The following is a 25,340-nucleotide window of genomic DNA, read 5'->3' on the forward strand; positions in this document are numbered from 1 at the left end:
TATATTGTGAATAGGATTGAACTTGTGGATAAATTTTATATTATTGGTCGAATTCACCAACTAGATTTACTAACTTGGGCGGGCAAATAGAGACCATGATAAAAGAGGGAATTAAAATAGAAAACATTGATGGACAGCTTTTTGAGATAAGAACATTTGATCCTGATGATTCTAGACCTGCATCTTTTACACATTATTTGCATAATCATAAGAATGGTATTTCTAAATTTTACAAGAAAGATGCTCTTTCCTATGTGAAATCAGTTCTTGAAAGAGAATTTCCAAATGAAGATATTACCGACAAAGTTTCTGAGGAGGCTCTGCAATACTTCCTCTTCGATTTTAATAATTCCATTCCATTTCCGGCGCCTTTAAAACCAAAATTTAGGTTTATCGATTTGTTCGCTGGTATTGGCGGATTTCGTTTAGCATTACAGAATCTTAAAGGAAAATGCGTATTTACTAGTGAATGGGATAAATATTCCCAACAAACTTATAAAGCAAACTTTGGCGAAATACCGTTTGGTGATATTACTAAATCTGAAACAAAGAATTATATTCCTGATGATTTTGATGTTTTGTGTGCAGGGTTTCCGTGCCAAGCATTTTCTATCGCAGGAAGACGCGGAGGTTTTGAAGATACGCGAGGGACGTTGTTTTTCGATGTTGCAGAGATTATTAAGAAAAAGCAGCCTAAGGCAATATTTCTTGAAAACGTCAAAGGCTTACGTAATCATGATAAAGGAAAGACCCTTGCTACAATTTTAAATGTACTTAGAGAAGATTTGAATTATTATGTTCCTGATCCTCAGGTTTTAAATGCAAAAGAATTTGGTGTGCCCCAGAACCGCGAAAGAATATTTATTGTAGGGTTTAGAAAGGATTTAGGGATTAATGATTTTCAATATCCAGAATCCATTGACAACACAAAGACATTAGAAAACATCTTAGAAGAAGTCGAGGTTTCCGTTAAGTATTATTTGTCCACTACATATCTTCAAACTCTAAAAAACCATCGAGCAAGGCACGAAAGTAAAGGGAACGGCTTTGGATATGAAATAATTCCTAATGATGGAACAGCAAATGCTGTAGTTTGTGGAGGTATGGGTAGAGAAAGAAACTTGGTTTACGATGATAGATTAACAAACTTTATACCTGTAACAAAAATTTCGGGTAAAGTAAATAGAGAAGGTATTAGAAAAATGACACCAAGAGAATGGGCAAGACTTCAAGGTTTTCCTGATGAATTTAAAATTGTGGTCTCGGATGCTCAGGCTTATAAACAATTTGGTAATTCGGTAGCAGTTCCAGCAATTCAAGCGACGGCGAAAAAAATTATTGAGAAACTCCAGGGCAAATGATTACAGGAAATAAAGGAGAATGGAGTGAAATCTATGCGCTTTTGAAACTATTGGGAGATAAACAATTATTTCTGGGGAACAAAGAAATTGAGAAATTGGAGGGTTTAGTTTACCCAATTATTAAAATACTGCGTACAGAAAATAATGGCAACTTTGAGTATTCAATCCAAGATGAGATAATTTTAATCTCTGGACATGAAAAAATCTTAAAAATACCAATTTCGGAATTTAAGGATAAAGCTCTTTTTCTACTAAATACAATCAAAGAAAATCGTGAAAGAACGTTTTCTGTTCCATTGATAGAAGAGTTTATGCAATCCATAAAATGCATTTCCTTAAAAGCGGGTTCTTCTGAAAAGACAGATATTACAATTGTAGTTCATGACCATCGAACTAACCAGCAACCAGCGCTAGGATTTAGTATTAAGTCGCAATTAGGAAGTCCTTCAACCTTGTTGAACGCGGGAAAAACTACAAATTTTATTTTTAGAATTGTAGATGTGCTGCTGTCAGAACAAGAAATTAATCAAATCAATTTAATTAATTCCAGAAGTAAAATACGAGACAGAGTTTTAGAAATCCAAAATAAAGGAGGGGTTTTAGAATTTCATAAAACAGAAAGACCAATATTCTCTAACAATCTCATATTGATAGATAGTTTTCTTCCTGAAATTTTGTCTCATATAGTTTTAGATTTTTATACTTGTAAGTTTTCGCGTTTGACTGATCTAGTCGATTTGATAGCTGAAAGAAACCCGCTGGGCTATAACATTGAAAACAATCATAAATTTTACGACTACAAAATCAAACGATTTTTAACGGATGCCGCGCTTGGAATGATGCCAGGGCAAGTTTGGTCAGGACAATATGATGCAACAGGTGGATATTTAATTGTTAAAGAGAATGGTGATGTATTATGCTACCATATATACAACAGAAATCATTTTGAGGACTATTTACTTAACAATACAAAGCTTGAAACGGCAAGTTCTTCTAAACACGAATTCGGGAAGATTTACGAAAAAAATGGGCAGGTTTACCTAAATCTAAATTTGCAAATTAGATTTATTAAATAATCTTTTTACATATATTAAATAATTCGATTTTATTCCTATTGGCTAAGGGTTCAACGATATCCCAATTTGTTTTTCTGCCAATTTTGCCTAATGGTGTGCCAGTAAGTTTAGATATGCTGGAATGTGTATCAAAACCATTCTCGAAGAGCATTGACGCTATATTTTGTACTTTCATTTTAATAGAAGCTACAGATCTTTCTTTTAAATGATATATATCTTGTTCATCAAACTCATTTCTGCCAAATCTTGCAATATAAGTGCAAAGAATTATTTCTTCTTTAGTGTAAAAATTTCTTTTCATATTAATTTTTATATTCTTTCAATTCCCTCACAACCCGAATGTCAGCCTCAGCCCAGTCCAATTGCAGCAACGCTTCCTTGTCAGCTAAAACATAATCAGCATGCTCTTTGAGCTTCAGTTCTCCTGAAACATAATCAGCAATAAAAGGAATCAATTCAATTTTAAAATCAGGATAGGCATGAGTCACCGGAGTAAGGCGCTTTTTGACCTCGATGTTAATGTTTAACTCTTCTAGAACTTCACGTTTTATACAATCCACTTCACTTTCGCCTGGCTCAATCTTGCCACCAGCAAATTCCCATTTCAAAGGAAGTTTCATCTGTGCGCTTCGCTGAACGGCCAGTATTTTTGAATCAAATTGTATGATGGCACAGGTGACCCGAATAGTTTTCAATAGTAATTTTCATTTAAAAGATTAAGGCATCTTAATCAATTACAACCAATTCTTTGTTCTTTCCCGATAGCTGTCGGGATTAGTAGCGAAACGGTTTTAATTCTTAAACCCTAATGCGCCTCCAACCAATCTGCACCAACCCCCAAGTCCACATCCAAAGGCACGGTCATGGTGTACGCACTTTCCATTTCTGTCTTGACCATGGTTTTAATGGCTTCCAATTCTGGCTTATAGACATCAAACACCAACTCATCATGTACTTGAAGCAGCATTTTGGTTTTGTAATCGCCTTCTTTTAACTTGTTATGGATGTTGATCATCGCGAGTTTAATAATATCCGCAGCACTCCCTTGAATAGGTGCGTTCACCGCATTACGTTCTGCAGCGCCTCTCACCACGGCATTACGGGAATTGATATCTTTTAAATACCGACGGCGTCCTAAAACCGTTTGTACATAACCGTGGTCTCTGGCAAAATCAACCTGCTCACCAATATAACGGCGCAGTTTTGGGTAAGTTTCGTAATACGTGTCAATTAGGTCTTTGGCTTCGCTACGAGACAAATCGGTTTGATTGCTCAATCCAAAGGCAGAGACGCCATAAATAATTCCGAAATTGACTGTTTTGGCGTTGCTACGTTGCTCGCGCGTCACTTCCTCCAGCGGTACGCCAAAAACTTTAGAGGCGGTAGAGGCGTGAATGTCTTCGCCATTTTTAAAGGCGGTAATCATGGTTTCTTCCTCGCTGAGGGCGGCAATAATACGCAATTCAATTTGCGAATAATCGGCCGCTAACAAAGTGTAATTCTCATCCCGTGGCACAAAAGCTTTCCGCACTTGGCGTCCGCGTTCCGTACGGATCGGAATGTTTTGAAGGTTCGGGTTGTTACTGCTCAAACGTCCCGTAGCGGCTACTGTTTGCATATAATCGGTATGCACACGCCCGGTTGATGGCTCCACCTGATTGGGTAGCGCATCTACATAAGTGCTTTTCAGTTTTGCCAAGCCCCGGTAATCTAAAATATGCTGAATAATGTCGTGGTCTTTAGCCAAATAAGACAAAATCTCTTCGCCCGTAGCGTATTGCCCAGTTTTGGTTTTTTTAGGCTTGTCTACCAATTTTAGCTTGTCAAATAGAATATCACCCAACTGTTTCGGGGAGGCGATGTTGAACTCTTCGCCGGCTTCCGCAAAAATTTGGGTCTGTAACGTGTTGATATCATTATCCAATTTTTCGGATAAAGAATTTAAAAAGTCTTTATCCAAATTGATACCTTCCAACTCCATATCGGCAAGCACGCGCAAGAGGGGGATTTCAATCTCATCAAATAATTTTTGGGTGTTGGCCTCTCCCAATTCCTTTTCAAAATGTTCTTTAAGCTGCAAGGTGATGTCCGCATCTTCTACGGCATATTCCGTTTGTTGCGCTAAAGGCACATCGCGCATCGATTTTTGGTTCTTGCCTTTCTTGCCAATCAGCGATTCTATAGAAATAGGCGTGTAATTCAAATAGGTTTCCGCCAAAACGTCCATATTATGACGCATATCCGGATTGATCAGGTAATGGGCCAACATGGTATCAAACAATTTGCCTTTTACCTGAATGTTATATTTGTGCAGGACTTTAATATCGTATTTCAAATTCTGACCCACTTTTTCGATGGTTTCCACTTCAAAAAAGGGTCGCAACTGTTCAATTAATTCTTGGGCTTCAATTTGATCTTCTGGGAACGGAAGGTAAAAACCTTTGCCTACTTCCCAGGAAAATGCAATGCCCACCAACTCAGCCGTGATCGGGTCGAGTCCCGTGGTTTCAGTATCAAAACACACGCTGGTTTGTTTCATCAAATTTTGAATAAACAACTTGGTGCCCATCCCCGGTGCCACGCTCTGGTAAAAATGAGCGGCTGAAGAGGAGGTATGTCTTGTGTATGCGTCTGTCGTAGGGGTTTGGCTATCAGCATCACCTCCAAATAAAGAAAACTGACCAAGGCCAGCGGCGGCCGATGTTGTGGCCGTTGCTGAGGGCGCGATTGGGGTTTTATTGTTTTCCGTGCCGCCGTTATTAGCGCCCGGAGCGAAAGTTTTTAGGAAATTATCGGTTAAACGTCTAAACTCCAATTCTTGAAAAATGTTAGTCACAGCCTCCACATCCGGCTCGGACATTTCAAAATCAGTTTCGCAAAACGTCACCGGCACATCCAACATGATGGTGGCTAATGTTTTGGAGAGTAAGCCCAGTTCTTTATTGGCCTCAATGTTTTCTTTCATTTTACCTTTCAGCTCGTGGGTATTGGCCAAAAGATTTTCCATACTGCCGTACTGCTTGATGAATTTCTTAGCGGTTTTTTCGCCTACACCAGGTAACCCGGGAATGTTATCAGAAGAATCGCCCATCATGCCTAAGAAATCTATGACTTGCAACGGCGTTTCGACTTCAAATTTTTTCTTGACTTCTTCAATGCCCCACGTTTCATAGCCGCCACCAAACGATTTCGGGCGGTACATAAACGTGTTTTCCGTCACCAATTGGGCAAAATCCTTATCAGGTGTTACCATGTAAGTTTTGTAACCTTGGGCTTCAGCCTGTCGGGATAGAGTGCCGATCACATCATCAGCTTCAAAACCTTCTTTCACCATTATAGGGATGTGCATGGCTTCCAAAATGCGGCAAATATGCGGGATGGCTGTGCGGATACCTTCTGGCGTTTCGTCTCTATTCGCTTTATAGGCTTCGTACATTTCTACCCGATCGGCACTACCGCCCTTGTCAAAACAAACGGCCAAATGATCCGGGCGCTCTCTTTTAATTACGTCCAATAAGGAGTTCATAAATCCCATAATGGCAGAAGTGTCTTCACCCTTTGAATTGATTCTGGGATTTTTGATAAAAGCGTAATACCCTCTGAAAATTAAGGCGTAAGCATCGACTAAGAAAAGGCGTTTTTGTTCGGACATTATTCATTTTTTTGAAGTCAATAAAAGTACAAAAAACTTATCAAAACGGTCCAACTTTTAAAGCTGGAAAGCGTTCTGCTTTTTTGGTTCTCATGCTGTATATTTGGAGCCTAAACACGAACTGATGAAAACATTCTCAATGGCCATTCACGGCGGTGCCGGTACTTTAGTAAAAGGACTAATGACGTCTCAACTGGAAGAAACCTATAAAGCGGCTTTGGAAACCGCCCTTAACGCTGGCTATGCAATTTTAGAAGCCGGCGGCACCGCTTTGGATGCCGTGGAACGTTCGGTAAAATTATTGGAAGACACCCCGCTTTTTAATGCCGGGAAAGGTTCTGTGTTTACCGCGGAAGGCACTCACGAAATGGATGCAGCCATTATGGACGGCAGTAATGTAAAGGCCGGAGCGGTGTCTTTGATCACCGGGATTAAAAATCCAGTGGCCTTGGCACGTGATATTATGGACCACAGTTACCACGTGTTTCTGGCTGGAGAAGGTGCGATGACTTTTGCTAAAAGTCGCGGCCATGAAGTCTTAGAGCCGACTTATTTTTACGATGAGGTGCGCTACCAACAATGGCAAGGGATTAAAGACAGCGATCAGTTTCAGTTAGACCACAGCGTCAAAAAAGACGGTAAATTTGGAACGGTAGGCGCGGTGGCCTGCGACCAACATGGCAATACGGCGGCGGCGACTTCTACAGGTGGGATGACCAACAAAAAGTGGGGACGCGTAGGCGATAGCCCTATGATTGGCGCCGGAACTTATGCCAATAACGCCACCTGTGCTGTGAGTTGTACGGGCAGTGGGGAGTTTTTTATCAGAGGGGTCGTGGCCTATGATGTGTCCTGCTTGATGGAATATAAAGGTTTGAGCTTACAGGAAGCGGCAGATGAAGTCATCCAAAATCGCATATTAAAAATTGGCGGCGACGGTGGCTTAATTGCAGTAGATGCCAAAGGCAACATTGCGATGCCCTTCAATACCGAAGGGATGTATCGGGCGTATCGAACGTCAGAGGGCGGTTCTGAAGTTTTGATTTACAAGTAGAAATTAGAATTAAGTACCTAGTATTAAGAATTAAGAGAGGGGTTGAGGTTTGAGGATTTAGGTTATAGGGATGAGGTTGATTTTGCCTGTAAAATGGTTCGAAAAAAATCAGTGAAAATCCTTAAAATCCGTTTCATCAGCGATCCAAGAGTGTCAGAATTTACATAAATGGATACGTTATTTTAAAGGAAGAATTAAGAATTAAGTACAAAGTATTAAGAATTAGAGGGGATTGAGGTTTGAGGTGCCTGCAAAAGGAATCAAAAAAATCAGTGCAAATCCATAAAATCCGCGTCATCAGCGTTCCAATTGTGTAAGCGTTCAAATAAATGGACACTTTATTTTAAAGGTAGAATTAAGAATTAAGTACTAAGTATTAAGAATTAGAGGGGATTGAGGTTTGAGGTGCCTGCAAAAGGAATCAAAAAAAGTCAGTGCAAATCCTTAAAATCCGCGTCATCAGCGTTCCAATTGTGTGAGCGTTCAAATAAATGGACACTTTGATTGACAAGTAGAAATTAGAATTAAGTACAAAGTATTAAGAATTAAGAGAGGGGTTGAGGTTTTAGGTTGAAAGTGCCTACAAAATGATTCAAAAAAAATTAGTGAAAATCCTTAAAATCCGCGTCATCAGCGTTCCAAAATTCTTAGTATTCCAAAGATGTGAAGGCTCCTAAAAAATTGATCGTTTAAATAAAATCGGCCTCCAACGGAAGGACGCTGACCGCCCGATGCTTAATATCAAACACATCGCCGTTTGACAATACGTGCACGGTTAAATTTGCGATGGTCATTGGAGTGCCTATGTCCAGAATGTCTTCCTTATTATGGGTAATCTGATTGCCGTCAAATACGATCACCATTCCAGAACCAATCACCACACATTGGCCATTTTTAATAATCATCCCAGTATCTTCCGCCAGACCGAAACCAAGCAAATGCGGGAATTTAGCAATGGCGCCCGTTACTCTACCAAAACGACCCCGTTGAATAAAATGGGTATCAATAATGAGTTCCTCCAAAAATCCTAAACCTTTATACATGGTCACGGCGCCTTTAGTAAAAGCATCTACAGCCCTGCCGCCTGCAATCATTTCGTTGGTCATGGCCATGGCGCCCGCACTGGTGCCCGCAATGACAAAGTCGTCTTCATTTTGCAGCCGCTCCATCATGATGTGATGAATGGCGGTGCCCCCAATTTTGTTGGTAATTTTTGACTGATCACCTCCAGAAAACATGATGCAATTGGCTGCCGTAATCAAGTCGATGGCATTTTGCTGTTCTGAATCTTCCCTTTTCCTGATGTCTAAAACCGTCACGTTTTCGCAACCCAAAGTGCTAAACGCGGCCAGATAATTTATCCCAACTTCTTCGGGAATGCTAGATGCTGTAGGAATGACTACAATATTAGCGTGTTGGCCTCCAGCCTGTTGTTTAATGTGGTATAAAATACCTTCATCAATGAACTCGAGCGTGTGCTTTTCAGAGTCATTTTTTCCTTTGTCCTCATTTCCTCCAATGGGAATTAAAATTCCTTTTATAGCCATCCTCAAACATATGATTATCAATTTGTAAAATTAAACTTATTTCAAAAAAATTAATTCTATATTTATGAAATGTCAATAAAATTGCCAACTCAAGCTTCTAAAACTTTCTTAATTGAACTGCTGAACATCATGTACGAATGACCTAAGATAGTTTAGAAACGTATTGAGTTTAATCCAAAAATCCCTTAAAATTTATGAAAATACGCGAAATCAACGCGATGCGAGGTCCAAATTACTGGTCTGTTCGCCGTCACAAATTAATTGTTATGGTGTTGGATTTGGAAGAGATGGAAAAGCGTCCATCCAATACTATTACCGGGTTTAAAGACCGGTTGGAAGCCCTATTTCCTACCATGTACGAGCACCGATGTTCTGTAGGTACAGCCGGTGGTTTTTTTCAGCGTGTGGAAGAAGGCACCTGGATGGGACACATTATAGAACATATAGCTTTGGAAGTCCAAACTTTAGCCGGAATGGATGTTGGTTTTGGCCGCACGCGTGGTTATGGCGAAGAGGGTGTGTATAATGTAGTCTTCGCCTATATGGAAGAGTCGGTGGGACGTTATGCTGCAAAGCTTTCTGTGGATATCTGCGAAGCGCTCATAAAAGGCGAAGACTATGATATGACGATTGACATTCAGAAGATGCGCGAACTGCGTGAGGCGGAACGTTTGGGCCCTAGTACGGGGTCTATTGTGGAAGAAGCCGCTTCGAGAGGGATTCCGTGGATTCGATTGAATACCTATTCGCTCTGCCAATTGGGGTATGGCGCTAATCAAAAACGCATTCAGGCAACCGTTACTAGTGAAACAAGCAGTATTGGTGTTGAATTGGCATGCGATAAGGAAGACACCAAATTCTTGTTGGAACAAGCAGAGGTGCAAACGCCACGCGGCACCATTATCAGACAGGATATCGGGTTGGAAGAAGCCTGCAAATACGTGGGGTTTCCTTTAGTGATCAAACCCGTGGATGGGAATCATGGGCGCGGCATCACCGTGAACATCAACAGCTATGCCGACGCCTTGGTCGCGTTTCAGAGTGCCAAGGAAAGTTCAAAAAGTGGCGCCATCATTGTTGAAAAACATGTGGTGGGCGATGATTACCGTTTGTTGGTGATCAATAATGTATTGGTGGCAGCAGCCAAACGAACGCCGGCCAATGTGGTTGGAAATGGTTCTTCTACCGTGCAAGAATTGATAGATGAGGTCAATCAGGATCCCCGTCGTGGCTACGGTCATGAAAATGTCCTCACCCAAATCACGGTGAATGATCTGACCTTAGAAATTATTAAAAACGCTGGGTATAGCTTAGATTCCGTCTTGGAGGAAGACCAGTGTTTGTTATTAAAGGATACCGCCAACTTAAGTACAGGGGGCACCGCAGAAGATGTCACCGATATGGTGCACCCGTCCAATATTTTTATGGCGGAACGCATCTCTAAGATTATTGATTTGGATATTTGTGGGATTGATGTGATGACTACAGACATCAGCAAGCCGCTTGAAGAGACTGGCGGTGCGGTGTTAGAAGTGAATGCGGGACCCGGATTCAGGATGCATTTGGCGCCCACTTCCGGATTGCCTCGCAATGTGGCCTCCCATGTCATTGATAAATTATTCCCGCACGGGGTGGACAGTAAAATTCCAATTGTAGCGGTCACAGGAACCAATGGGAAAACGACCACCACCCGACTTATTGCTCACCTGGCAAAAATGAAAGGCTTTAAAGTGGGGTACACCACCAGTGATGGGGTGTATGTGCAGAATAGGTTGCTGATGAAAGGCGATTGTACGGGACCTGCAAGTGCCGAATTTGTACTGAAGGATCCCACCGTGAATTTCGCGGTGTTGGAATGCGCAAGAGGCGGACTTTTACGCGCAGGACTTGGCTATCACCAATGTGATATCGGGATTGTAACCAATGTAGCGTCTGATCATTTGGGGTTAAAAGGCATCCATACCATTGAGCAGTTAGCGAAAGTTAAAGGCGTCATTCCGGAAACGGTCAAGCCCGATGGTTATGCTATTTTAAATGCTGATGATGAGTTGGTCTATGAAATGCGACGCTCGCTGAAATGTAATGTGGCACTATTTTCAATGGATGAACATAATCCACACATTAAAGCCATGCAGAAGTTGGGTGGCTTAACCGCAATTTATGAAAACGGATATATTACCGTATGTCGCGGCGAGTGGAAAATGCGGATCATAAAAACCCTTAATGTGCCCTTAACCTATGGTGGGCGCGCAACTTTCATGATTCAAAACGTGTTGCCAGCGGTGCTGACGGCTTATATTCAGAAGTTTACGATTGATGAAATGAAAGTGGCTTTAGAAACCTTTATTCCGTCGCCGGCACAAACGCCGGGAAGACTTAATTTATTCCAATTTAAAGATTTTCAGGTGTTGTTGGATTATGCCCATAATCCGTCAGGCATGCGAGCACTCCAGAAGTTTATTGAAAAAATTGATGCCAGCATTAAGGTGGGAATAATTGCAGGCGTGGGCGACCGACGGGAGGAAGACACCAATGAAATTGGCAGTATTGCTGCGGACATGTTTGATGAAATCATCATCCGCCAGGACAAAAACTTAAGAGGCCGCACGGAATGTGAATTGATCAACATGTTGGATGCCGGCATTAAAATGAAGGATCCGAATAAGAAAATCACCATTATTCCTAATGAGAGAGAGGCGGCTACCTATGCCATAAAAAATGCTAAAAAGGACAGTTTAATCGTGATTTGTAGTGATGTGGTGCCCGATGCTTTGCAATTGGTTCAAGATTTAAAAGAAGAGGAAGCCAATCAATTATATGAATTTACTACTGGTGATATTCCAAATAAATAACAATAAAAACGGGACATTTCTTTTGTGGAATGTCTCGTCATTATAGGAATAACCGATTAAAAAAGTTTTAACAGCTTCTTGCTTTTTCGACTTTACTTTTTTCAGGTCATGATGCTGAGCAATGCGATGTTCTTTTTAGAGCTTAAATCGTTGAGATCATTGTTTGTAAAAGTTCCAATAGAAACCAGAAGTTCTAGGTTTTCCGGAAAGGCCTTAAAAGTGATCACTTCAGCTTGTTTTGCGGTACCGTTGGCAAAATCTTGGACAAACGAGAGGCGTGGTAAAGTGACCATTGCTATAATGAATAAACAGGTATTACAAATAAATTTGCTATTCTTAGTAATTTATAGGACAAAGAAACGACACCTACTCAACTGAAACTAGTGTTGGATAACTCTCAGCGGTAAACGCAAAAGGTGTTTTAAAACTCAAAAAATTACCCAGAATTACATAAAAACGGCTTCCAGCCGAAAAAACAAAAAGTTACATGGAAGACATACATACGAATCCCTATTACGGAATTTTTAATCGACAAAAAACGAATCAATTTAAAGTAGGAAATACCACCTACAAGGAGCGTATCAAAAAGTTGGATGCGCTGATGGTCGCTTTGGAAGTGGATTACAAGCAAAAGATCCGGGAGGCCATGTATGCCGATTTTAAGAAGCCATACCTAGAAACCGATCTGACTGAAATTTATCCGGTATTGACCGAAATTAGATTTGCCAAAAGCAATTTAAAATCTTGGATGAAGAAACAGAAAGTCGATACGCCATTATCCTTATTAGGAGCCTCTTCTTATATTGTATATGAGCCCAAAGGTGTGTGTTTGCTCATTTCCCCGTGGAACTTCCCTATCAACTTAACTTTTGGACCCTTGGTATCTGCCATTGCTGCCGGCAATACAATCATCATCAAACCGTCAGAGATGACGCCAAACGCTTCCAAGGTGATGGCCGAAATCGTGAGCGCCTTGTACAAGGAGGATGAGGTGGCGCTTTTTGAAGGTGAAGTTGAGGTGTCTGAACATTTGTTGAAATTGCCTTTTAACCACATCTTTTTTACTGGCTCCCCGCAAGTGGGGAAAATTGTGATGAAAGCCGCCTCCAAACATTTGACTTCCGTAACCTTGGAGTTGGGAGGGAAGTCGCCCACCATTATTGACGACTCTGCAAATCTTGAAAAAGCGGTTGAGAAAATTATTTTTGGAAAGTTCACCAATGCCGGACAGACCTGTATCGCGCCAGACTATATCTTGTTGCAGGAAAATCTTAAGGAGCAATTTACCACCCTGTTTAAGTCGAAAATTAAACAGTTTTATACGGACCAAGTGGCATTATCGGATTCTTATTCGCGAATTGTCAATGCCAAGCATTTTGAACGCTTAACCGGTTACATTGCTGAAGCTAAAATAAACGGCAGCACCATTGTCTCAGGTGGCGCATCTGACGGGAAAGATCATTTTATAGAACCTACTTTGGTGTTTGATGTTCCGGAAGATTCGAAATTAATGCAAGATGAAATTTTTGGGCCTATTCTTCCGGTAAAAACCTTTAGCACATTGCAGGAGCCTGTAGATTATATCAATTCTAAAGAAAAACCTTTAGCGCTTTACATTTATAGCAAGTCTGACAAGAATATTGACTTTATCATGAGCAATACCCGCGCAGGAAGTGGGTGTATTAATCATAATTTATTACAGTTTTTAAATCATAATTTACCTTTTGGAGGCAGTAATAATAGCGGCTTAGGTAAATCGCACGGGTTTTTTGGCTTTGAAGCATTTTCAAATAAGCGTGGGATGATGAAACAACATACGATGGGTGCCACTGATTTGCTGACTCCGCCTTACACTAATTTTAAACAGAAATTAATTGATTTTACCCTGAAATGGTTTTAGTTTTTATTTGGTTTTGAGCTCATTTCAAAAACAATCTGACCGCCCTGCATCAGCTCTTGATGAGTGATGGAAGTGCCTTTTTTAAGTTTTCCGTTGATGGTAACCTTACTGACATAGACATTTTTTTTGCTCTGATTTTTAGCGGTGATGTTCAACTTTTTACCATTGTCTAACTGAAGTGTTGCCGTTTTCACCAAGGGACTTCCTAACGCATAATCCACTGATCCTGGGGTAACCGGATAAAAGCCCAGACTGCTAAAAATATACCAAGCGCTCATTTGGCCAGCATCATCATTGCCACAAAGACCTTCTACCGTTGGGCCGTACATCGTATCCATAATCATGCGTACACGGGATTGGGTTTTATAGGCATCTCCTGTCCAATTGTATAAGTAAGGCACGTGATGTGAAGGTTCATTGCCATGCACATAATTACCAATCATCCCATCCCGAGTAATATCTTCATTATTTTCGATGTATTTGTCCTCAAGCGTCATGGTAAATAATTGATCTAGATGGTCACTGAATCGTTTCTTTCCGTCCATAAGTGCAATCATATGCTCAATATTTTGAGGGACATATAACCCATAATTCCATGCATTACCCTCAATAAATCCTTGACCGTGAGTATCTAAAGGGTCAAATTCCTTTTTAAAACTCCCATCGGCTAGTTTTGGTCGCATAAATCCGATGGATGCATCAAATACATTCTCGTAAAAAGTGGAACGCTGGCGGTATTCTTTTTCTGCGGCAGTGTTACCAAGTTGTTCTGCCATTTGCGCAATGCACCAATCGTCATAAGCATATTCCAAGGTTTTTGATACGGATGCGTCATTTTTATCCTCAGGCACATAACCGTACTTTTTATAGTCTCCAATACCATCAAAATAATCCACATTTGCGGTACTAACCGAAGCTTGAAATGCCTGCTGTTTATCAAAATCACCCACGTTTTTAACCATAGCATCTGCAATAACTGATGTGGCGTGATAGCCAATCATACACCAATTTTCATTGGCATAATGGCTCCATATGGGGAGCATCTTATGCACACTTTGATCGTGGTGGGCTAGCATTGATTTAATCATATCATTATTCCGCTGAGGTTGGGTAATGTTGAACAATGGGTGCAAGGCACGGTAGGTGTCCCAAAGTGAAAAAATGGTGTAATTGGTAAAGCCATCTGAGTTATGGATGTTTTGGTCTAATCCGCGGTATTGACCATCCACATCTTCATAAATAATTGGCGATAGATTGGTGTGGTACAAGGCCGTATAAAATGTGATTTTATCTTCGGGCGTCATGGTTGTGACTTCAATTTTAGATAATTCTTTATTCCATTTGGCTTTGGTTTCCGCCTTCGTCTTTTCAAAATCCCAATGCGGAATTTCAGCGGTGAGATTTTTTAATGCACCTGCACTACTGACAGACGATAACGCAAACTTGATCTGGATTTCTTCGCCCTCTTCAGTGTCAAAATTAAAATAAGCGCGGATATCCTTGCCTGCCATTTCTGGGAAATTCTCACCTTCGTTGAATTTTCTGTAAAAACCATTGTATTGGATGTCATCGTATTTTTTATGACCGTAACTTTTAAAAGGTTTTGAAAACGCCATAGCAAAAAACACCTTCCGGGTGCGCGCCCATCCTTTGGTTTCACGATATCCTGTAATCAACGAGTCATTTTCGACCCTGATAAAGGTCCATATGTTTTTAGTATCATAGTGATAAATGTTATACACTAAATCTAGAATGATGTGCGCCTTATCTGATTTTAGAAAGGTGTATTTATGAAACCCTACACGATCACTCGCCGTAAGTTCTGCTTTAATAGCGTAACTGTCTAAATCTACCTTATAATATCCAGGAGACGCTTCTTCTTTATCATGAGAAAAGCTAGAGTAGAAGCCTTTTTTATCCGTTTCTGTTTTTAAAGGCTCTAAAACCAAATCGCCAGTAGTGGGCATGACTAAAAAATCACCCAGATCTGAATGTCCTGTGCCACTAAAATTAGTATGTGCAAACCCTATAATTGTGGAATCCTTGTGTTGGTAGCCAGCGCAGTATTCATAGGTTTCAGGGTTGTAACTGCCGTCATCCCTAAACATGACCTGAAAGTTGGTTTGAGGACTCAATTGTACCATTCCAAAAGGAGTCGTTGCACCTGGAAACGTATGGCCCATTTTACTCGTTCCAATCATTGGATTAACGAATTTTGTATAATCTTTTGCTTCAGTTTCTGTCAGTTCTTGAGAATAGGTCATCGTATGGAGTAGAAAAGGAATGAAATATAATAGGTGTTGCGTTTTCATGATCGTACAATTTGATTTTGAGGTGTCCCTATGTCAACTTTAAAGTTTAAAAGTTAGGATTTTAACGTCCACCCGTCTGGGAAGAAGAGGTTCGCCTATTTTGTGAAACTTTTATTATAACTGCGATTGAAGCGGTCTCACTTCACACTAATCTCATCTATAAAAATCCAGCTTTTGCCTTTGTCTTTGGCGCCCGGATGCCATTGTGGTAATTTGTCCAGCTTTTTGGCAATAACTTTAAGATGGGTGGCATTGCGGTTTTTTAGGTCGAAGCTGACGGTTTTTATTTGGACCTCTTCAGATTTTTTACTTGCATTTAAGTTTTGCTTGCCGATAAATTGAAAGGTTTTTCCATCAGTTGAGGTGTAACAAAACACTTCTGAAGGATAGAAAATCCAAGAACGCTGGTCTTGTAACACATTCACTGAAACCTTCTGAAGATGTTTTTCTTCACCTAAATTAATAATAGCTATGACATCTTCTCCTTCATAGCCTTGCCATAAGCCGGTCCTGTGGTCTTTAGTGCCCGTAATTCCGTCAATAAGCGCATCAGGACCACCAGCGCTATAAGCATCGGAATATTTAGTTTGCAAGGTGATGGCTCTATTCGGATCCAATTTAAAAAATTCAGTGGCTATGGTTTTACTCTTTTCACCATCTTTCTCTGCATACATTTTTAAAATAGACGCTTCAGAAATGATAAACGGCTTTTCGTATGGTGTGTAGACAGTATCATTTAAGGTGTAAAAAATAGCGGTTTCCAATTGCGCGTTTCCTAAAGTAACTTCGGTTTGTTCCTTAAAGGAAATAGCGCCTTTAGCGATAAACGGCACCGGCACGATTTTAAAATCGGTAATGGCGGTGGTTGGCGCTTCGTCGTCATCGGTTGCCCAATCTGAAGGTTCATCGGTCATATAAAATTCCAAAATCCCTCCCGCTAAAATATCCTTGGAGCTGATATAGCTTTCGTGCAGTTTACTGCCGTTCAATCGGACATAGTCGATATACTTATGAGTGTCTGAAAGATCAAAAGCTTTAATGGTAAAGTTGTTACCATTTTCGAGATTGATAGTTGACTTGTCAAACAACGGTGTCCCGATAATGTAGGCATCGGCTCCTGGCGTAACTGGGTAAAAGCCCATTGACGAAAACACGTACCAGGCACTCATTTGGCCGCAATCTTCATTCCCTGAAATGCCATCCGGCTCGTTTTTATACAATGTGGTCAAAATTTCGTGTACTATCTCCTGAGTTTTATGAGGTTTGTTGACAAAATTATAGAGGTAGGCCATGTGATGGCTCGGCTCATTACCGTGGGCATATTGGCCTATGAGGCCGGTAATGTCTTGCATAGGTCTGCCGGCAGTATGACTCTCTGCAGTAAACAGCGTGTCCAATTTGCCTTCTAAAACTTCCTTACCGCCCAGTAAGTCTATAAAGCCTGAAACATCCTGTGGCACATAAAAACTGTACTGCCAGGCGTTAGCTTCCGTATAATTGAAATTCACCTCAAAAGGATCAAAGGGTGTGACCCATCCATTTTTAAAGCGACCTCTCATAAACTGCGTTTCAGGGTCAAAGACGTTTTTATAATTTTGGGCGCGTTTTATATAGGTTTCGTAAGCGTCTTCTTTGTCGAGCGCTTGCGCCATTTTAGCAATGGTCCAATCGTCATAAGCATATTCTAAAGTTTTAGACACCGACTCACTTTCTTCCTCTACCGGAATAAATCCAAATTCTTTATATGATTTTAACCCTAAATGATTCTTGTTGGCGGAATGGGTCATGGCCTTAAATGCTCTTTCAGCATCAAAACCTTTAATTCCTTTCAAATAAGCATCTGCAATCACAGGAACGGCGTGATAGCCAATCATGGTGCCCGTATAATTGGCACTCAAATCCCACATGGGTAGGATGCCGCCCTCATCGTATTTGGCGAGGAGCGTATTGACAAAGTCGCTGGTACGCTTGCGTTCAATAAGCGTGTAAAGCGGATGTGCCGCTCTATAAGTGTCCCAAAGTGAAAACACCGTATAGTATTTAAAATCTTTCGTGGTATGAATTTTTTGGTCCATACCTCTATAGCGCCCATCAACATCTTGATAAATATTAGGGGCGAGCATGGTGTGGTATAAGGCGGTATAGAAATTGGTTTTGTGGTCTTGATTATCAGTTTCAATCACTATTTTTTCCAATTGCTTTTCCCAAGTACTCTGTGCGATCTCTTTAACCTGGTCAAAAGTTTTATCTCCAATTTCCGTTTCTAAATTTTTCTTGGCGCCTTCTTCATCAACCGCGCTGATTCCAATTTTTACGTAAATGGGTTCGTTTTTTGGATTGTCAAATTGGAAAACCGCCTTTCGATTGTTTAGATTTTGTTTTTTGGCAATCAAATCAACGGACAGCGGATGAGAAAATTTGATATAATAGAAAAGCTTCTGATTGGCAGCCCAAGATTTTGAATGGCGGAACCCAGTGATTTCCGTACGGGAGGTTTGTTTGATTTTAGACGCCAATAACTGATCGCGATGTAGCAAATCTAATACGATGATTTGATTTTTGGATGTCGGGAATTGGTATTTATGAATGCCGCTACGCTCAGAAACTGTGAGTTCAACTTCAATATTTGTGTCTTCTAAGAGCACCTTATAGTAACCAGGCTCAGCTTTTTCATTAGCGTGCGAAAATTTTGAGCGGTAGCCTTTTTTTCCGTCACTGCCATTATGAAACACCACTTCAGTAGTGGGCATCAACAGCACATCGGCGTAATCACTAATGCCTGTACCACTGAGATGGGTGTGGGTAAAACCGTAAATATGGGTATCGCTATAATGATAACCGGAAGCCCCATCCCAACCTTCAAGACGGGTATCAGGACTGAGTTGCATCATCCCGAAGGGCATGGTCGCACCCGGATAGGTGTGTCCATGACCGCCAGTGCCAATAAACGGATTGACCAATGATACTAAAGATTTATTTTTTTTAGCGGGCGTAGTTTTAGATCGGTCAGAGCAGCTTACAAGGAGTAAAAACGCCGTTATAGCTATAAAAATAGACTTCATTGGAATCGAATTGGTATTGCAGCGGAAATATACTAAATCTTAAGGGACGGTTAAATTTAATCGCAACATTTTAATAACAGTTTAATTCATTTATCTTTGATGAAAATTGCTCTTATGTTGCGATGGGTCCTCTTTACCATAGTTTATATTTTAATAGCGCTCTATGGGTTTCAGGCCATTAGAACGCTCACCAAAAGTGTCTGGATTCATTATGTATTTATTGGCATTGCAGTAATTATCGCGGGCAATTTGATTCTTCAATTTAGTATGGGAGCTGGAGGGCGTGTGCTTTCGCCTTCTAAAAGTTATGCCTTCGGATTTATTTTAAGTTTTATGCTCTTCAATATGGTGCTGATCATCTTTCTTTTGGGAGAGGACATCATACGTGTAGCGTCTGGCGCTTACGCTAAACTATTTGGTACGAATGAGAGTTTTCATATGCCATCCCGACGTAAGTTTATCAGCGGGATTGCCCTAAGCGTTGCCGCCGTACCTTTCGCTTCTATGTTGTACGGTATGTATAAAGGCAAGTACAACTACAAGGTTATTAAACACACCCTACATTTTGACGATTTACCGGCCGCATTCGATGGCTACCGCATCACCCATATTAGTGATATCCATTCCGGAAGTTTTGATAACCGATTGGAAATTGAACATGCGGTCAACTTGGTTAAGGCTCAAGGCAGTGATGCCATTATGTTTACGGGGGATTTGGTCAATAATAAGAGCTCAGAAATGTCACCTTGGAAAGAGCTGTTTGCAGAATTAAAAGCGAACGACGGTGTCTATTCGGTATTGGGAAATCATGATTATGGCGATTATATCGACTGGGATTCCACCGCGGACAAGAAGCAAAATTTGGACGAATTGATTCAACTCCAAAAGGAGATGGGCTATGATTTGTTGCTTAATGAGCATCGGTTTATTGAACGCGACGGACAACGACTGGCTTTGATTGGTTGTGAAAACTGGGGGAGAGGTGGCTTTAAAAAAGCTGGCGATTTAAAGAAAGCCTCTGAAGGAATTCATAAAGACGATTTTAAAATACTGATGACGCATGACCCGAGCCATTGGAACGATGTGGTGCTTGAAGATGATTACCACTACCATTTAACCTTAAGTGGCCATACCCACGGGATGCAGTTTGGAATTGAAATTCCGGGCTGGGTCAAATGGAGTCCGATTAAATACCGCTATAAACATTGGGCGGGAGTGTACAAGGAGATGGGTCAGTATATCAATGTCAACCGTGGTTTTGGGTTTTTAGGATTCCCAGGTCGGGTGGGAATTTGGCCAGAAATAACGGTGATTGAGCTTAAAAAAGGGACTGAAACTATGCCGGCATAAAGTGAGGATTCACCCGCAGTGAGCTATTTGCGTATGTTTTAGGATAATAAAAAAAAAATAAGTAGGTTTGTGTAACACATTTGATTTAAACATTAATAATGTATGTCAAAATTTGGGGAACTTATAGATGTCGACATTCCAGTTTTGTTAGACTTTTTTACAGAATGGAACGAACAATCTACAGCAATGCATCCGGTACTCAGAGATGTGGCTGCTGCGCTTGGTGACAAGGCAAAAGTGATCAAAATAGATGTTGATAAAAACAAGGATCTGGCTGAAGCACTTCGTGTGAAAGGCTTACCTACACTTATCATCTACAAACGCGGCGAGATGAAATGGCGACATAGCGGAGAGCAGGATGCCAATACCCTCATTAATATTCTTCAAGAATACATTTAAAATTCAATACTTTTAAACTGATACCCTTGTGCGCTAAAATGTGCTAGGGTTGCTTTTAAGGCGTGCTTCATGCGAGGTGCTGCTTTGACGCTGTCGTGGAATACAACAATGCTTCCAGGGCCTGCTTTTGATATCACATTGCGGGCACATGCTTCTTTGGATAAAGATGCTTTCCAATCAAAGGACAAAATATCCCACATGATGATCTGATACCCGAGCGCTAGTAATTGCTTGCCCTGGCTTGGTTTTATTTGCCCGTAGGGCGGGCGGAATAGGTGGGTGGGGCGCCCAAACGTGCCTTTTCGGTACGAGAGGGTTGTTGACCCGCCCGAACGTGCCTTTTCGGTACGGGCGGGTTGTTGACCTGCCCGAAAGTGCCTTTTCGGTACGGGCGGGTTGTTGACCTGCCCGAAAGTGCCCTTTCGGTACGGGCGGGTTGAAGGTTGTTGATCCGCACGAACATGCCTTTTCGTTACGGACGTTTTGTTAAGCTGCCCGAACTTGCCAACTCGGTACTGGAGGTTTGGTGATTGATTACCTTTTATAGCCCCACTCCAAACTCCACGCTCCGCACTCATAACCTGTTCTGTTTTTAAAACTTCTGCTACATACGCTTCCGTCTTAGTGCGCCACCCGTAGGGGTGGTTGTAGGTGTGATTGCCTATGGCATGTTCGGAATCGAGAAGGTTTTGAAAAATTTCAGGGTGCTGTTGTATATTATTGCCTATGCAAAAAAAGGTTGCTTGAGCATCATAAGATTTAAGAAGATCAAGGGTCCAATTGGTGATTTCGGGGGTTGGCCCATCATCAAAAGTCAGGTAGAGGATCTTTTGATCTTCAGGCATATTCCAAGTGTACTTAGGGAATATGCCTTTGATCAATTGTGGGGTTTTAACAGGAATCAGGTTCACAACAAACTAGTCGAGTTGTAAGAGGGTGTCAATTGTGTCTTTTATCAAATCACGTTCTTCTCGTGGTGCTTGTCGTTGGGGTTCTTCACCCATAAAATGCTTGAACAAATTCAGGAAGTTATTGAATTTTTCTGTTTCTGCCATGGCAAATTCCTTATCGTTATAGATAACGAGAATGTCTACTAAACTTCTGTAGCGTTCAATATCTGTTACGATTTCATCTAAATAACGCGTTTGATTCTCAACGGTCAAGCCGCTATAATAACTTAAACTTTCCTGATATTTTTTGCTGACGTCTTTATAAAGCTTACGGCCTTTTTCAACCTTTCCAATCTCGTAGTACGCACTGATGTACGGCTCCAATAGGGTGTAGAATCCGAAGTAATCCACCGGCATTTGGTTCATGGCTAAATCGGCTATCTGTTCGGCTTTGTCGTGTTTATCTTCGTTGATGAGTTGCTCAACTAATCGGGCTAAATTACCTCTGTACGTAATAGAGTTTTTGCGGGTTTCCACATCGTGGTATATATTGGGATCATTGCTATTGCCCCAATCCCAAGCCATCACTTGCTTGTACATCGCCTCGCTATCCACACGTCCCATATCAAACGGATTTGCGCGGTCTACTGGTGTTTTAATCGGTACCAGTTTATAGCATAGGCCATCTAATTGCAGATAGTCTTTCATCCAAATATAATCGTCATCACCAAAACTACCCCCGGTAAAATAAATAGGGCGTTCCCAATTGTTATTGGCAATAATATCCAACATCAACAATCGGTTTTTGTAAAGTGCACTGCCTTTAATTTCAATGACAATCTCGTCTACAATTTTATCAGCGTCCTTTTCTTTTACAATCCCGTGTTTTAAAACTGATGCCTTATCGACAGGAATCCTGACAAATTTTGTCGGGTAATAATTAGAATTCAACATGTTGGAAGGGTAAGTACTAGTATCTCTTCCTTCCTGCTCTAAAGTGTATTTAAGTTTAGTACGTGGATTATCACTGCTCACAAAATCCATGAAATCTTTAATATCCAAAGTGTCTTTGGTAATTTCTTTTTGAATGATATAATCGCGTGTGCCATAACGGTATTGCTCGTGGGTCAATTGCGACGGAATAGGGTCGCTAGTGTAAGCTTTACGTTTCATTTGATCAATATACCAGTCCGTTTGAAAGAGACTCGTGTTGATGACTCTAACGTCGCGACGGATGCCTTCAATTTCTTGGGCATACCATAACGGGAAGGTATCATTGTCTCCAATGGTAAATAAAATGGCGTTAGGCGCGCAAGATTCTAGATACTTGACGGCCATAGCGTGTGCGGTTTTCTTACCAGAACGGTCATGATCATCCCAATTATTCGCCGCCAATATTCCCGGGACCAATATTAAGCACGCCAAAGTAATGGCATGCGGTAGAAATTTAAAATTGACCTTTTTTCTGAGCGCATCAAAAATGGCGTAAACCCCAAAGCCAATCCAAATGGCAAACACGTAAAAGGAGCCCACCACCGAATAGTCGCGCTCTCGCGGTTCAAACGGTCTGACGTTGGTGTAAAATTGAATGGCAATTCCGGTCATGAGAAAGAATACCAACAGGGTCCAAAATAGTTTTTTGTCTCGAGCCACCAGAAATAAGAAGCCTATGAGTCCTAAAATTAAGGGTAAAAAATAGTAGGTATTACGGGCTTTGTTGTTTTTGACGTCACTTGGTAAATTGTCTTGGGACATGTTGAGGTGCCATGCATCAAATGGATTTATACCACTGATCCAATTCCCGTTTAAATCGTCATACTTGCCTTGAATATCGTTTTGACGACCCACAAAATTCCACATGAAATAGCGCCAGTACATGTACCCAAACTGATACTCAATCATGTAACCAATATTTTGGATCAGGGATGGTTTTTCAATATCCAAATACTGTCCAAACTGCTGTAAAAATTTGTGATAGTCACCATAATCTACCTTACCTTCTCTAACATTCAGCTTAAAATCAGTCACCATGCTACGGATCTGATTTTCCATTTGATATTCGGGCTTGATGTTAAAATCCAACAACCCGGTAAACATCATATAGTTTTCAGCGTTATCACCGCTCCACATCCTTGGAAGAATGGCGGCATGTTCAGAATTGAAGTTCTGTTTGGCGTTTTTATAGTCGTTTACAATGACATATTTTCCGGCAACTTCATCCTTTTCGTAGTTAGGTTTGTCATCTACATAAGGTTGATTGGCGTCCAAACCAGTGTACTGTTCCGTAAACAGAGGGCCGTAAAACAAGTGGGTTTCTGGGTATTGCTCTAAATTGTAATAGGCTAAAAGCTCTCGAGCATCCGAAGGGTTATTTTCGTTAACGGTCACTTTGGCATTGGCTCTGATTGGGAGCATCAACCAACATGAAAACCCTATAAATATAAAAAGTAAGCAAAGCACCAAGGTGTTTGCCACATACTTTTGGTGATCTCTCGTGTATTTTAATCCGAAATAGAAGGCGGCGACCACCAGAATAAAGGCGATGATGGTGCCTGAATTGAAAGGCATGCCAAGACTATTGACAAAAAAGATTTCTGACGCACTAAAGATTTTTAGGGCGTTTGGCAATAAGAGTTTAAAAATGAATAATAAGATGGCTGCAGAAATAATGTTCGCCAGTATAAAATTCGTAACCGTAATGGTTTTATAGTTTTTAAAGTAGTAAATCAGGCCAATGGCAGGAATCGTTAACAGTCCCATAAAGTGAACACCAAAAGATAATCCAATCACAAAGGCAATTAGGATGAGCCAACGGTTGCCACGAGGTTTGTCCATATCTTGTTCCCAACGCAAAGCAAGCCAAAACATGACCGCCATAATTAGGGTGGCCATAGCATATACTTCAGTTTCAACCGCATTAAACCAAAATGAATCTGTAAAGGTAAAGGCTAAACTTCCTACAAGTCCGCTACCTAAAATGGCAACTTTTTTAGCCGTGGTAAATTCTGTGTCTGTATGAACCAGTTTTTTGAGGAGCAAGGTAATGGTCCAAAACATAAAAAGAATGGTGAAAGCGCTAGCGGCGCCACTCATCATATTCAACATGGCACCAATTTGGGAAGGTTCAAGCGCAAACATTGAGAAAAATGCTCCGATCATTTGGAATAATGGTGCTCCTGGTGGATGACCTACTTGAAGCTTTGCGGAAGTCAAAATATATTCCCCAGCATCCCAAAAACTAACGGTCGGTTCAATGGTAAGTGCATAAACAATAAATGCGACGGCAAAGACGAACCAACCTAAAATGGTATTCCATTTTTTAAAGTTGAAATGATTCATAGATTTTTTGGTTGAAAATGAGTGGCGAATTTAAGAATAATAATATAAGAGTAGAAAGAATTTGTGTAAACGTTAAGTATTTCTGAAATGTTTTTGGGCTATTAGCGGGGCTTTAACCTTGAAAAAGAAGGTAGTTGCAAGAAAGTGTGTTTTTATTTGTGTTTTTTCTATCAAAATATTTGCGCAAATAAAACTTTGTAGTAAATTTGCACCTTCCTTGCCGGCAGGCAGGTCCTCAATTAGAGATTGGCCTATGGTGTAACTGGCAACACGCCTGGTTTTGGTCCAGGAGAGTCTAGGTTCGAGCCCTAGTAGGCCAACAAGAATGGAAATCCCGATTTAGAAATAAGTCGGGATTTTTTGTTTTTACTGGATATGCCTGCTAGGGCGAGAAGTTCATGCTGAGCGGAGTCGAAGTAGGATCAAGAACAATTGTTGTGTTTATGTAAAAATTGTTGTTAATCTATAAAGGAAGAATTCTACATTTTTGACCCCTCTAAATTGCGCTCTAAAGGCTTTTATTTTGGCATTAAAAGATTCTGCTGA

Annotated in this window: 16 protein-coding genes and 1 tRNA gene; 8 read left to right on the top strand and 9 right to left on the bottom strand. The window is 40.9% G+C overall.

Annotation, left to right across the window (positions count from 1 at the left end; all coding sequences use genetic code 11):
- The first annotated feature begins 95 nt into the window (after positions 1-95).
- Both ES711_RS09210 and ES711_RS09215 read left to right on the top strand, forming a co-directional pair.
- Positions 96-1,361 (top strand): DNA cytosine methyltransferase, encoded by a 1,266-nt coding sequence (locus ES711_RS09210; RefSeq protein WP_146892823.1) that lies wholly within the window; start codon positions 96-98, stop codon positions 1,359-1,361.
- The gene (locus tag ES711_RS09215; protein ID WP_146892825.1) at positions 1,358-2,437 is read left to right on the top strand and encodes an HpaII family restriction endonuclease; all 1,080 of its coding nucleotides are present in this window, start codon (positions 1,358-1,360) and stop codon (positions 2,435-2,437) included. The genes ES711_RS09210 and ES711_RS09215 overlap by 4 nt, the downstream gene beginning before the upstream one ends.
- Here ES711_RS09215 and ES711_RS09220 read toward each other — a convergent pair.
- The 3 genes from ES711_RS09220 to polA all read right to left on the bottom strand — a co-directional run bounded on the left by ES711_RS09220 (position 2,430) and on the right by polA (position 6,089).
- The gene (locus ES711_RS09220; RefSeq protein ID WP_146892827.1) at positions 2,430-2,738 is read right to left on the bottom strand and encodes a hypothetical protein; all 309 of its coding nucleotides are present in this window, start codon (positions 2,736-2,738) and stop codon (positions 2,430-2,432) included. The genes ES711_RS09215 and ES711_RS09220 overlap by 8 nt on opposite strands.
- A 1-nt stretch (position 2,739) precedes the next feature.
- A complete protein-coding gene (locus tag ES711_RS09225; protein ID WP_211363062.1) occupies positions 2,740-3,132 on the bottom strand; it encodes a (deoxy)nucleoside triphosphate pyrophosphohydrolase in 393 nt (130 codons plus the stop codon).
- A 110-nt stretch (positions 3,133-3,242) separates the two neighbouring features.
- A complete protein-coding gene (gene polA / locus ES711_RS09230) occupies positions 3,243-6,089 on the bottom strand; it encodes a DNA polymerase I (protein ID WP_146892829.1) in 2,847 nt (948 codons plus the stop codon).
- A gap of 124 nt (positions 6,090-6,213) precedes the next feature.
- Between polA and ES711_RS09235 the strand changes: the two genes are divergently transcribed.
- The gene (locus ES711_RS09235; RefSeq protein ID WP_146892831.1) at positions 6,214-7,143 is read left to right on the top strand and encodes an isoaspartyl peptidase/L-asparaginase family protein; all 930 of its coding nucleotides are present in this window, start codon (positions 6,214-6,216) and stop codon (positions 7,141-7,143) included.
- A 689-nt stretch (positions 7,144-7,832) separates the two neighbouring features.
- On the opposite strand, the gene ES711_RS09240 is transcribed toward ES711_RS09235, so the two are convergent.
- Positions 7,833-8,690, bottom strand: a complete 858-nt coding sequence (locus tag ES711_RS09240; RefSeq protein WP_146892833.1) for a cyanophycinase — start codon at positions 8,688-8,690, stop codon at positions 7,833-7,835.
- Positions 8,691-8,884: 194 nt separating this feature from the next.
- Between ES711_RS09240 and cphA the strand changes: the two genes are divergently transcribed.
- The gene (cphA, locus tag ES711_RS09245; protein ID WP_146892835.1) at positions 8,885-11,542 is read left to right on the top strand and encodes a cyanophycin synthetase; all 2,658 of its coding nucleotides are present in this window, start codon (positions 8,885-8,887) and stop codon (positions 11,540-11,542) included.
- A gap of 101 nt (positions 11,543-11,643) precedes the next feature.
- Here the strand turns inward: cphA and ES711_RS09250 are convergent, their stop codons facing one another.
- Positions 11,644-11,835: a hypothetical protein gene (locus ES711_RS09250; RefSeq protein WP_146892837.1), complete on the bottom strand. Its 192-nt coding sequence runs from the start codon at positions 11,833-11,835 to the stop codon at positions 11,644-11,646.
- A 194-nt stretch (positions 11,836-12,029) separates the two neighbouring features.
- Between ES711_RS09250 and ES711_RS09255 the strand changes: the two genes are divergently transcribed.
- Complete coding sequence (locus tag ES711_RS09255) at positions 12,030-13,442, top strand: aldehyde dehydrogenase family protein (RefSeq protein WP_146892839.1); 1,413 nt, start codon at positions 12,030-12,032, stop codon at positions 13,440-13,442.
- Here ES711_RS09255 and ES711_RS09260 read toward each other — a convergent pair.
- Positions 13,439-15,754: a GH92 family glycosyl hydrolase gene (locus ES711_RS09260; protein ID WP_146892840.1), complete on the bottom strand. Its 2,316-nt coding sequence runs from the start codon at positions 15,752-15,754 to the stop codon at positions 13,439-13,441. The genes ES711_RS09255 and ES711_RS09260 overlap by 4 nt on opposite strands.
- A gap of 137 nt (positions 15,755-15,891) precedes the next feature.
- Entirely contained in the window at positions 15,892-18,816 is a 2,925-nt protein-coding gene (locus ES711_RS09265; RefSeq protein WP_146892842.1) for a GH92 family glycosyl hydrolase, read from the bottom strand.
- Between the two features lie 114 nt (positions 18,817-18,930).
- On the opposite strand from ES711_RS09265, the gene ES711_RS09270 reads away from it, so the two are divergent.
- Entirely contained in the window at positions 18,931-20,166 is a 1,236-nt protein-coding gene (locus ES711_RS09270) for a metallophosphoesterase (RefSeq protein ID WP_146892902.1), read from the top strand.
- Between the two features lie 102 nt (positions 20,167-20,268).
- The gene (locus tag ES711_RS09275) at positions 20,269-20,565 is read left to right on the top strand and encodes a thioredoxin family protein (RefSeq protein ID WP_133757196.1); all 297 of its coding nucleotides are present in this window, start codon (positions 20,269-20,271) and stop codon (positions 20,563-20,565) included.
- Here the strand turns inward: ES711_RS09275 and ES711_RS16510 are convergent.
- Both ES711_RS16510 and ES711_RS09285 read right to left on the bottom strand, forming a co-directional pair.
- Positions 20,562-21,446, bottom strand: a complete 885-nt coding sequence (locus ES711_RS16510) for a polysaccharide deacetylase family protein (RefSeq protein ID WP_246139162.1) — start codon at positions 21,444-21,446, stop codon at positions 20,562-20,564. The genes ES711_RS09275 and ES711_RS16510 overlap by 4 nt on opposite strands.
- Before the next feature lie 36 nt (positions 21,447-21,482).
- On the bottom strand, positions 21,483-24,794 hold the full coding sequence (locus tag ES711_RS09285) for a glycosyltransferase family 117 protein (protein ID WP_146892844.1): 3,312 nt from the start codon (positions 24,792-24,794) through the stop codon (positions 21,483-21,485).
- Between the two features lie 247 nt (positions 24,795-25,041).
- Between ES711_RS09285 and ES711_RS09290 the strand changes: the two genes are divergently transcribed.
- A tRNA-Gln gene (locus tag ES711_RS09290) sits at positions 25,042-25,114 on the top strand.
- Positions 25,115-25,340: the final 226 nt, after the last annotated feature.

The sequence above is a fragment of the Gelidibacter salicanalis genome, from assembly GCF_007997285.1.
Lineage (GTDB): Bacteria > Bacteroidota > Bacteroidia > Flavobacteriales > Flavobacteriaceae > Gelidibacter > Gelidibacter salicanalis.